10 protein-coding genes are annotated in these 10,886 nt (G+C 66.2%); 1 reads left to right on the top strand and 9 read right to left on the bottom strand.

Features of this window, described 5'->3' with window-relative positions:
* Positions 1-290: 290 nt before the first annotated feature.
* The 3 genes from C8N44_RS16430 to C8N44_RS16420 all read right to left on the bottom strand — a co-directional run bounded on the left by C8N44_RS16430 (position 291) and on the right by C8N44_RS16420 (position 3,496).
* Positions 291-1,349, bottom strand: coding sequence for a quaternary amine ABC transporter ATP-binding protein (locus C8N44_RS16430; RefSeq protein ID WP_107977869.1), 1,059 nt, complete (start codon positions 1,347-1,349; stop codon positions 291-293).
* 12 nt (positions 1,350-1,361) lie between these two features.
* Positions 1,362-2,393, bottom strand: a complete 1,032-nt coding sequence (locus C8N44_RS16425; protein ID WP_107977868.1) for an ABC transporter permease — start codon at positions 2,391-2,393, stop codon at positions 1,362-1,364.
* Positions 2,394-2,509: 116 nt separating this feature from the next.
* On the bottom strand, positions 2,510-3,496 hold the full coding sequence (locus C8N44_RS16420; protein ID WP_107977867.1) for an ABC transporter substrate-binding protein: 987 nt from the start codon (positions 3,494-3,496) through the stop codon (positions 2,510-2,512).
* 375 nt (positions 3,497-3,871) lie between these two features.
* On the opposite strand from C8N44_RS16420, the gene C8N44_RS16415 reads away from it, so the two are divergent.
* Positions 3,872-4,222, top strand: coding sequence for a DUF4345 family protein (locus C8N44_RS16415; protein WP_107977866.1), 351 nt, complete (start codon positions 3,872-3,874; stop codon positions 4,220-4,222).
* Positions 4,223-4,225: 3 nt separating this feature from the next.
* Here the strand turns inward: C8N44_RS16415 and trpE are convergent, their stop codons facing one another.
* From trpE to fabI, 6 genes are all read right to left on the bottom strand, one after another.
* Positions 4,226-5,740, bottom strand: coding sequence for an anthranilate synthase component I (gene trpE, locus C8N44_RS16410; RefSeq protein ID WP_107977865.1), 1,515 nt, complete (start codon positions 5,738-5,740; stop codon positions 4,226-4,228).
* 4 nt (positions 5,741-5,744) lie between these two features.
* Entirely contained in the window at positions 5,745-7,586 is a 1,842-nt protein-coding gene (locus C8N44_RS16405) for a peptidyl-prolyl cis-trans isomerase (RefSeq protein ID WP_107977864.1), read from the bottom strand.
* 28 nt (positions 7,587-7,614) lie between these two features.
* Entirely contained in the window at positions 7,615-8,811 is a 1,197-nt protein-coding gene (locus C8N44_RS16400; protein WP_107977863.1) for an aminotransferase, read from the bottom strand.
* 114 nt (positions 8,812-8,925) lie between these two features.
* The gene (gene gpt / locus C8N44_RS16395) at positions 8,926-9,429 is read right to left on the bottom strand and encodes a xanthine phosphoribosyltransferase (protein WP_107977862.1); all 504 of its coding nucleotides are present in this window, start codon (positions 9,427-9,429) and stop codon (positions 8,926-8,928) included.
* Between the two features lie 22 nt (positions 9,430-9,451).
* Entirely contained in the window at positions 9,452-10,054 is a 603-nt protein-coding gene (locus C8N44_RS16390; RefSeq protein ID WP_107977861.1) for a LysE family translocator, read from the bottom strand.
* A gap of 6 nt (positions 10,055-10,060) precedes the next feature.
* Positions 10,061-10,867, bottom strand: coding sequence for an enoyl-ACP reductase FabI (gene fabI, locus C8N44_RS16385; RefSeq protein WP_107977860.1), 807 nt, complete (start codon positions 10,865-10,867; stop codon positions 10,061-10,063).
* Between the last annotated feature and the right edge of the window lie 19 nt (positions 10,868-10,886).

Genomic DNA, 10,886 nt, shown 5'->3' with positions numbered 1-10,886 from the left:
TGGTAATCTTTGACATGACCGCCTCCCATTAAGGATTGTTGCGATCCCACCTTGGCACAGCGATGCCGTCGGGGGGCGGTTACAGCATCAAAGCCCCGCGAAACCCTTGAGGCAATGGGGATCTCTTTCTAGGGTTACCCTTTCTGGTGGCCGCCTTTTTTGCGCGGTTCTTCGTAGTTTTCCAAGCTTCAAGAATATTGCCAAATTTAGCGAGTCCACCATCCCAAAGGATCTTTCACGAGAAAGGGCGCCATCTCTGGCGCCCTTTCCTGTCTCCATGTGCAAACGCCTCACGCCGCCTGGTCGGCGTCCGAGCTGGATTCGCGGGGGACGAGGGCTTGCATGATGTCGGACATGTGGACCGAGCCCACCGCTTCGCTGCCGCGCATGACGCGGTAACTGCGGTCGAGCTGGCCCTGGGCCTGGGCGATCACGTTTTCCAGGTTGGAATTGTAATCCACGTCACCCGAGAACTCGCCCGTGGTCTCGCCCTTGCGCATGATCGAGCGGACGCGCAGGACGCGGGCGCGGTTGATGTCGGCCACGAAGTCCTCGATGTAGGGATCGGCCGGGTTGAGCAGGATGTGCTGCGGCTCGCCCTGCTGGACCACCGCGCCGTCCTTGAGGATCACCAGGTGATCGGCCAGCTTCAGCGCCTCGTCCAAGTCGTGGGTGATGAAGACGATGGTCTTGTGCAGTTCGGCCTGCAGTTCGAGCAGCAGATCCTGCATGTCCGTCCGGATCAGCGGGTCGAGGGCCGAGAAGGCCTCGTCCATGAGCATGATCGGGGAGTTGGAGGCCAGCGCCCGGGCGATGCCCACGCGCTGCTGCTGACCGCCCGAGAGCTGGTGCGGGTACTGGTTGCCGTAGCCGTCGAGGCCCACGCGGTTCAGCCACTTCTCGGCCTCGCCCTCGAATTCCTTCTTCGAGAAGCCGCGCGTGGCCAGCGCCATGCCGGCGTTCTCGGCCACGGTGCGGTGGGGCAGGAGGGCGAACTTCTGGAAGACCATGGACATGGTCTCTCGCCGCAGCTTGCGCAGGCGGCGTTCGTCCCACTTCAGGATGTCCTCGCCGTCCACCAGAACCTCGCCCGCGGTGGGCTCGATCAGGCGGTTGAGGTGGCGGATCAGCGTCGACTTGCCCGAGCCGGAGAGGCCCATGATCACGGTGATCTGGCCCTCCTGCATGTCGACGTTGATGTCCTGCAGGCCGAGCACGTGGGCGCGCTCGGACAGGAGTTCGGGTTTGCCCATGCCGGCACGGACGTCTTCAAGCGCGGCTTCGGGGTGTTCCCCGAAGATCTTGTAGAGATGCTTGATCGAGATCTTGATTTTCTTGTCTTCGCTCATGTCGTCTCTCCCTTACCGGCTGGACTGGCTTGCATCGATGCGGGCCAGCGAGGCCTTGGTGACGCGGTCCAGGACGATGGCGATGATGACGATGCCGAGACCGGCAATCAGGCCCACGCCCAGTTCGAGGTTGCGGATGCCGCGGAGCACCAGGATGCCGAGGCCGGGGGCGGACACCATCGAGGCGATCACGACCATGGCGAGGCTCATCATGATGGTCTGGTTCACACCGGCCATGATGTTGGGCAGCGCGAGCGGGATCTGCACGCCGAAGAGCTTCTGGTGCTTGGTCATGCCGAAGGCATCGGCGGCTTCGATCACGTCCTTGTCCACCAGCCGGATGCCGAGGTCGGTCAGGCGCACCACCGGCACGATGGCGTAGAGGATCACCGCGATGCCGTAGAGCTTGGGCTCGGTCACCGAGAAGAGGAAGATCAGCGGGATCAGGTATACGAAGGGCGGCAGCGTCTGCAGCATGTCGAGGATCGGGATCACCACGCGCTGCATCCTGTCGCTGCGCGACATGGCGATGCCGATGGGCACGCCGAGCAATACGCATATGAAGGCGCAGACGAAGATGATCGCCAGCGTCTGCATGGCGTAGTCGTAGTGGTCGATGAAGGCCAGGAAGCCGAAGCAGAGCGCCACGAAACCGGTAAGGCGCCAGTTGCGGCCGACCGCCCAGACCACGATCAGCAGCAGCGGGATCATCACCCACCACGGCGTCGAGGTCATGACGTCAAGCGCGTTGCGCAGCATCCAGCTCAGCGGCTGGGTGATGGGATCGACCACGATGCGCAGGGCATCGCGGATGTCGAGGAAGCCTTCCTCGAGGCCGACCGTGAGGTCGCGGGACTGCGGGATCTTTCCGCAGGCGTCGTTGAGCGCGTCGAGCGATGGAAAGGGGAAGGGGCCACCTTCCGCGTCGGACCCGCTCGTCTGGGCCACGAGATCCTCCATCGACATGGGGCCGCCTGCAGAGGCGCCGCCGTCGCACCACTCTCGCAGCCCCAAAGCGTTGAATACTCCGTCGTATGTCGCCATGAGATCAATCGGGCCCGGACGGCCCTTCCTCCTGTCAGGATACGGTAAAAGCAAAACGGGGCCGCCTTGGCGGCCCCGTCGCGATATGTCCCGCGGATCGCGGAACGCTCAGGGTCTTATTGGGTCAGCGCCGAAAGACGTTCGGCGGCTTCGTCGTTCACCCAGCCGGTCCACGTGTCCTGCGCGGAGGTCAGGAAGTGGACGGCCACCTCTTCAGCGGAGGCGTTGTTCTCGTCCTGCCATGCCAGCAGACCGCTCATCTCGTCGGTTGCGAAGGTCATGTTGGTGAAGAACTCGGTGACTTCCGGGTTCTCTTCCTGGAAGGCCGTGGTGACCGAGGTCAGGATCGGCGCGGCCGGGAAGTCGGAGACCTGCGGGTCGGGGGTGTCGGCGTTCTGGAGGTCCGCGAAGGCCTCTTCGTTGTAGTCGCCGATCTTGACGCGGGTCATGTCATACTTGCCGAGCGGCACGGTCGGGCCCCAGTAGTAGCCGAACCAGGGCTCTTCGTCGGTGACGGCCGAACCCATGGAGGAGGCGAGCGTTTCGCCGGAGCCGTGGTTGAACACCTCGATGCCCGACTCTTCGAGATCAAGCGCGCGGACGAGGTTATCGGAAACCACGCGGCAGCCCCAGCCGTCGGGGCAGTTGTTGAAGCGACCGCCGACGAGGTCGGGGTTCTCCATAATGCCTTCGATGGTGGTCAGCTCGGGGTGTTCCTCGGCCAGGTAGGTCGGGATCCACCAGCCTTCGACGCCGCCCGGATCGAGAACCGAGGTGAGGCGCGTGATGGTGCCGCCTTCCTCGAGACGGTTGTAGGCGTCACCGGCGGAGTTGAGCCAGAGGTTGGTCACCACGTCGGGTTCGCCGTTCTCGGCGACCGAGGTGATGGCCGGGATCGTGTCGGACTGAACCAGGCTGACGTCGCAGCCGTAGCCCTGCTCGAGGAGGAACTTCGCGATGTTGGTGGTCACTTCGGCTGCGGCCCAACCCATCTGGGCGATGGAGACCTCGCCGCACTGGCCGCCCTCTTCCTGCGCGCTTGCGGAAGGCGGAACAATGCAGGTCCCGGCCAGAATTGCGGTGGCCATCGTCATCTTACGCATGTCGAACTCCTGTCGTTGTGGCGGCCCGAGTCCTGTGCGGGCGAGGCGAACCATCTTGCTTCGCATTTGCAAAGCAGTTTCATGGTACGCATGAGCCCACGACTCAGGCGTCAGAAGCGTGTCTAAGCGAAGAACTGCCGACTTTCAAACGACATTATCACGTTCGTAACCGACATCCCCCTGACGCCAAGTCGCGTCCGATCCTTTGGAAGGCATAGGATAGAGATGTAATGTGGAGGCCGTGCAACACTGCAAGTCCGGGGCGTGATTGAAGAAAAGAGCCGCCGGAAGTGTACGCTTCGCGGCCACGTGAGGGATTGGCGGGCGGGCGTCGAGGGCTAGGTTGAGGCTAGCATCACAACCCGGAGCCAGCCCGTGATCCAGATCATCGACGTCCTGATTGCCCTTCTCACCATCGGCCTCGGCCTCTTCGGGCTCATCTCGCCCCGATACACTGCGCGCGTGCTCGACATGAAGACGACCGACAGCACCATGGGGTTGAGCGAGCTGCGCGCCTCGGCGGGCGGGCTTTTCGTCGCGATGGGGGTGGTCTGCATCTGGACGGGCGCGCCCTGGGCCTACGCGATGCTGGGCGTGGCCTACGCGGGCGCGGCCTTCGGCAGGCTCGTGTCGATCGGGATCGACAAGCCGCCGATGCCCAAGGCCATCATCTGGTTCCTGCTCGAGGCGGTGCCGTCCGCATGGTTGCTGCTGACGGTGCACTGAGCCTCAGTCGTTGCCTGTTCCGGTGAAGCGGGCGGCATCCGCCGCCGCGCGCCGGATGGCGTTCGATTTGTGGACCGTTTCCTGATACTCGGCCTCGGGATCGCTGTCGTATACGATCCCGCCGCCGGCTTGGATGTAGAGCTTGCTGTCCTTCACGATGGCCGTGCGCAGGGCGATGCACATGTCCATGTCGCCACCGGCGCTGAAGTAACCCACGGCACCGCCGTAGATGCCGCGCTTTTCAGGCTCCAGCTCGTCGATGATCTCCATCGCGCGGACCTTGGGCGCGCCCGAGACCGTGCCGGCGGGCATGCCTGCGAGCAGCGCCGACAGGGCGTCGTGCTCTTCGGAGAGCTCGCCCACCACGTTTGAGACGATGTGCATGACGTGGCTGTAGCGCTCGATCACGAATTTCTCGGTCGGGCGGACGGTGCCGACCTTCGCGACACGTCCGACGTCGTTGCGGCCGAGGTCCAGCAGCATCAGGTGCTCGGCCAGTTCCTTCTTGTCGGCCAGCAGGTCCGCTTCGAGGGCCTTGTCCTCTTCGGGGGTGGCGCCGCGGGGGCGCGTGCCCGCGATGGGGCGTATCGTCACCTCGTTGCCGAAGACCCGGACGAGGATCTCGGGCGAGGCGCCGATGACCTGGAAGCCGCCGAAGTTGAAGTAGAACATGAAGGGCGAGGGGTTCGTGCGGCGCAGCGAGCGGTAAAGCGCGAAAGGCGGCAGGGGGAAGTCCTGCGTCCAGCGCTGCGCGGGCACGACCTGGAAGATGTCGCCGGCGCGGATGTATTCCTTGGCCGTCTCGACCGCCTGCTTGTAGCTTTCGAGGCTGAAGTTGGAGACCGGCTCGCCGATTTCGGCAGCTTCGCCAAGGTTGCGCGTGGCCTGCGGCAGGGCGCGGTCGAGGTCGCGCACGGCGTCCATGACGCGTTCGGCGGCCTGTGCGTAGGCCGCGCGGGCCGATAGCCCCTCGGTCACCCATGCAGGCGCCACCACGGTGACTTCGCCCTTCACCCCGTCGAGAACGGCGATGATGCTGGGCCGCATGAGCATAGCATCGGGCAGGCCCATGACATCGGGGTTCATGTCGGGCAGGTGTTCCACCAGCCGGATCATGTCGTAGCCGAGATAGCCGAAGAGACCGGCGGAGGACTGTGGCAGGTCCTCGGGCAGATCGATCCTGCTTTCGGCGAGGAGCGCGCGCAGCGACTCCAGCGGTCCGCTTTCCTCGGGCACGAAGGCCTCGGGGTCGAAGCGGGCCATGCGGTTGAGCGCGGCCTTGTCGCCCTCGCAGCGCCAGACCAGATCCGGCTTCATCCCGATGATCGAGTAGCGGCCCCGGACCTCGCCGCCGGTGACGGACTCGAGCATGAAGGCGTCCTTGGCGGCGCCGGTCATCTTGAGCATCAGCGACACCGGGGTGTCGAGATCGGCCGCGAGGCGGGTGTAGAGGACCTGGTTCTGACCGGCCTCGTAGGCCGCGGCAAAGTCTTCGTAGCTGGGTGTCAGATTGGCCATTGGATCACTGGAGCTGGGTGTGCACGGCGTTGATCGCCTGCTGGTCGATCTGGACGCTGGTGCGGGACTGGATGTCGTTCGCCAGCGCCCGGTAGAGATCGTTGGCCACGTCATTGGCGGCGCGGTCGCGCAGAAGCTGGGCGAGCTGGGTGTTCTGCTCGCTGTCGCGGTCGGCAGAGGTGACCTCGTCAAGCCGGATGACAAGCGCGCCGTCCTGGCCGGGCAGGGCGCGGGTTTCACCGGCCTGCATTTCGAAGGCGGCCGAGACCAGCGCGTTGGGCAGGCCTTCGCGGTTGGCGTTGCGGGTCAGGCCGCTTTCCTCGCGCGGATCGAGGTCGAGCGCGGCGAAGGTGCGACCCTCGCTGAGTTCGTTCGCGAGACGGTCACCTTCCTCGACGAGCGCGTTCACGCGCTGCTCGGCTTCCCAGCCTTCGCGGACCTCTGCCTCGACCTCCTCAAAGGGTTGCGGTTGCGCTTCGCGGATCTCGTCGAGGCGCAGGGCGAAGACGCCGCCGTCGCCGAGCGGCTCGATATCGGGATAGTCGCCTTCGGCCACGGCCTGAGCCGCTTCGCGGAAGGCGGGGTAGCCCGCGATGCCGCTGTCGTTGCGGCCGGTCCAGTCGATCTGGTCAATCCGCAGGTCGGTCTGGTCGGCAAGTTCCTCGAGCGTGGCGCCGGCGGCGAGTTCGTCGTTGAGGCTTTCGGCCTGGGTTTCGATCACCCGGCGCGCGCGGTCGAGCGCGAGCGTGCCGCGCAGATCGTCGACGGCTTCCTCGAAGGGGGTTTCAGTGGCGGGCAGGACCGCGTTCACCCGGAAGAGCGCAGGGCCGAGGTTCGAGGGAGCCTGCGCGACTTCGCCCACGGGAAGCGAGAAGACGGCTTCGCCGGCCTCGCCGAGATCGTCGCGGGAGACATCGCCAAGATCGGTGTCGGCAAGCTGAAGCCCGCGTTCCTCGACAAGTGTCTCGAAGTCCTCGCCATCGGCGATGCGCTGAGCGGCCTCCTGGGCGGCTTCTTCGTTGGAGAAGACGAGTCGTTCGACAAGCCGGCGCTCGGGCATGTTGAAGCGGTCTTCCTGCTCTTCGTAGGCGTCGCGCAGGGCGTCTTCGGGGACTTCGACGCTGTCGACGATCATGTCGGGCGTCAGCCACACGTACGTGATCGCCCGGGTGCGCGGGATGGTGAAGCGGTCGATGTTCTCATCGTACCAGGCGCGCAGCTCTTCCTCGGAGGGCTCGGCCACGCCGATGTCGAGCTCGGCCTGCGGCACCTCGGCCCAGGTGAAGGCGCGGGTTTCGCCGGCATAATCGAGAAGCGTGTTCACGTAGCTGTCGGGCAGGGTGAGGCCGGCGAGGACGGCGCCCTGCAGGATCGAGCTGGCGGCGTCGGCGCGGATGTTTTCCTCGAACTCCGAGGTCGAGAGCCCGGCCTGATCCAGTGCAAAGGCATAGGCGTCGCGGTCGAACTGGCCGTCGGGGCCCTGGAAGGACGGAACCTGGCGCAGCTGCGCTGCAACCTGCGCGTCGCCGACCGAGATGCCCATGCGGCTAGATTCTTCCTGGAGCGCGGCGTTCACGACGAGCTGGCTGAGTACCTGTTCGGGGATGCCGCGGGCCTGGGCCTCCTGCAGGGTGACGGCGTCGCCGCTCTGCTGCGACAGGCTCTGCAGGCGGTTCTGCAGGGCGCGGAAGTACTCGGACGTCGTGATCTCGGTGTCGCCGACCGATCCGACGGTCCGGACGGTGCCCGAGAGATTGGTGGCGCCGAAGCCTGCGAGACCCACGATGAGGAGGGCCAGCAGGATCCAGACGAAGTACTTCGAGATCGATTTTCCGCCGGTCGACATGCCTTCCTCCGCTTTGTGCGCCTGCTGTCTAGATGGGGGTTGCCCGACCCGCAAGGGGGCCTTCCACGGCGGCAAGCCTGCGGAAGAGCTCGGCAATGCCGGCGCGGTCGACGTTGGCGAAGGCGACGCGGACCTGGCGGGCGCCCTCCGGTGCGTCCTCGGGCATGAACATCGTGCCCGGCAGCAGCAGGACGCCGGCATCGCGCACGAGGCGCGGGGCGAGATCGGCGCTGCTTTCCGCGAAGGGGTGTTCGAAATAGGCGAAATAGGCCCCGCAGCCCATGAGCCGCCAGCCCTTCGCCTCGATCACGGGGAGGTTGTCGAGAATGGCGGCACGGCGGTCCAGGATCTCGGCCCGTTCGCCGGCAAGCCACTGCGAGAGGTTCTCGAGCCCCCAGAGGGCCGCGTGCTGGCCCAGTTGCGGGGCGCAGATGGCCACGGTGTCGAGGAATTTCTCGATCTCGGCCAGCAGGGGCTGGGAGGTGAGCACCGCGCCGGTGCGGTGGCCGGTCAGGCGGTAGGCCTTGGAGAAACTGTAGAGCGCGATCAGGGTGTCGTCCCAGTCGCCCAGCGTGATCAGGTCGTGCGGGGCGCCGTCGCGGCTGTCGAAGTCGCGGTAGGTCTCATCAAGGATCAGCTTGATGCCGCGGGACTTCGCCAGCTCGAAGAAGGCGGCGATGGTCTCGGCGGGGTACTCGACGCCACCGGGGTTGTTCGGGCTGACCAGCGCGATGGCCCGGGTGCGGGGCGTGATCAGCGCCTCGGCGTCCTCGGCCGTGGGAACGAGGTCGTCGCCCGTCTTGAGCGGCACGGCGCGGAGGCCGGACATGTCGAGCCACATCTTGTGGTTGAAGTACCACGGCACAGGCAGGATCACCTCGTCGCCTTCGCCCGCAATCGCGGCGATGGCGGCGGCGAAGGCCTGGTTGCAGCCGGCAGTGATGGCCACCTGGTCGGGGCCGACCGTGCCGCCGTAGTGGTCGGACCAGTTGCGGGCGAGACCAGCGCGCAAGCCCGGCAGGCCCAGCACCGGGCCGTAGAGATGTGTCTCGGGCCGCTCGAGCGCCTCGGCCATGGCCGCGCGGAGCGGCTCCGGCGGCGGGTCCACCGGAGCGGCCTGGCTGACGTTCAGCAGGGGGCGATCAGCCGGAAAGATGACCCCCTCGAGCCAGCGGCGCGCTTCCATGACCGGCGGGGCGAAGGTGGTCTGGGTGCGGCTGGTCATGGGGGTCTCCGTGCGGTCGTGTTGGCCTCGTGCCGGGTGGGAGGGGCGCTGCCCCTCTGCCGCGCGATGCGCGGCATTCACCCCGAGGTATTTTCGGCGAGAAGAGGCCCGGTGTCAGTCCGTGCCCCGGTAGGGTTTGACGTACTGCAGCGCCATGTCCCAGGGGAAGAAGATCCAGGTGTCCTGGCTGACCTCGGTCACGTAGGTGTCGACCTGCGCGCGGCCCTGCGGCTTGGCGTAGACGGTGGCGACATGCGCCTTGGGCATGTGGGCGCGCACCAGCTCGAGCGTCCGTCCGGTGTCCACGAGGTCGTCGACGATCAGCACGCCTTCGCCGTCGCCGACGAGTTCCATGTCGGGGCTCTTGATGATCCGCGGCTCGGACTGGCTCTGATGGTCGTAGCTCTTGACGCTGATGGTGTCGACGTGGCGGATATTGAGTTCGCGCGAGACGATCATCGCGGGGGCCATTCCGCCCCTGGTGATGGCGACGACCGCCCGCCATGCCCCGTCATCCGGACCGCGTCCCTGAAGGCGCCAGGCCAGCGCCCGCGCATCGCGGTGCAGCTGGTCCCAGCTGACGTGGAAGCCTTTTTCGTGGGGAAGACGGTCGTTCATCTGGCGCTCCTTGGCGGGTGGCTCAGCGGCCGGTCAGCAGCCTCAGCCCCAGAGCCCCGAGGATCAGCGCCGCGGCGCGGTCGATCACGGGCTTGAGGCGGAGATAACCGGCGCGGGCAGGCGGTGTGGAGAGAAGCGCCGCAAAGGCGCCGTAGACGGTCACTTCGACCGCAAAGTGGTTGGCGACGATCAGGGCCTTTTGCGCAAGGCCAAGATCGGGCGGAAAGATCAGCAGAAGGACGGAGGCGGCGAAGAGCACGGACTTGGGATTGGCGAGATTCACGAGCATGCCGCCGAGAAAGGCGCGGGCGCCGGGCTGCGCGCTGTCGGAGACGGGCGCACGGGCATCGCGCCAGAGGCCCCAGGCCACGCGCAGCAGGTAGAGCGCGCCGGCGATCTTGAGGACAAGGTAGGCCCAGGGCACCAGCCGGAAGAGCGCATCGAGCCCCAGCAGCGCCGCCCCGGTCCAGGCGGCCGCCACGAGCCCGAGACCGGCGCCCGTGGCAAGGCCGGTGCGGAACCCGCCGGCGATGGACTGGCGAAGAGCGTAGAGAAGGGCAGGACCCGGCGCCGCCATCGCCGCGAGCAGCGTGAGGTTGAAGGCGAGCAGCTGGGTCCAGGTCATGAGTCGTCAGGCCTTTTCGATGTCGGGCGCGTCGGGCGCCTTCATGCCGACGATATGATAGCCTGCGTCGACGTGATGTGTCTCGCCCGTCACGCCGGATCCGAGGTCCGAGAGCAGGTAAAGCGCGGAATTGCCAACGTCACTGGTGGTCACGTTGCGGCGCAGGGGCGAGTTCAGCTCGTTCCACTTCATGATGTAGCGGAAGTCGCCGATGCCGCTGGCGGCCAGCGTCTTGATCGGGCCCGCCGAGATCGCGTTCACGCGAATGCCGTCGCGGCCCAGATCCTCGGCCAGGTAGCGCACAGATGCCTCGAGCGCGGCCTTGGCGACACCCATGACATTGTAGTGCGGCATGACACGCTCGGCCCCGTAGTAGGTGAGGGTGACGGCGCTGCCTCCGGGTTTCATCATCTTCTCGGCGCGCTGCATCACCGCGGTGAAGCTGTAGACCGAGATGTCCATCGACATGGCGAAGTTGGCGCGGCTGGTGTCGACGTAGCGGCCCCGCAGCTCGGACTTGTCGGAAAAGCCGATGGCGTGGACGACGAAGTCGATGCCGTCCCATTTTTCCTTCAGGCCCTCGAAGAGCGCGTCGATGCTCGCCTCGTCCGCGACGTCGCAGGGCAGGACGATGTCGGAGCCCAGCGACTCGGCCAGCGGGCCGACGCGCTTCTTCAGGGCGTCGCCCTGGTACGAGAAGGCAAGCTCGGCGCCGGCGTCGGCGCAGGCCTTGGCGATCCCCCAGGCGATCGACTTGTCGTTTGCGAGACCCATGATGAGACCACGTTTTCCCGCCATCAGATTGTTTGACATGACCGCCACTCCGCCCGAA

The organism is Allosediminivita pacifica (genome assembly GCF_003054175.1).
In the GTDB taxonomy this organism is placed as follows: Bacteria; Pseudomonadota; Alphaproteobacteria; order Rhodobacterales; family Rhodobacteraceae; genus Allosediminivita; species Allosediminivita pacifica.
The sequence above is the reverse complement of the archived record's forward strand: the minus strand, read 5'-3'. Positions and strand labels throughout refer to the sequence as shown.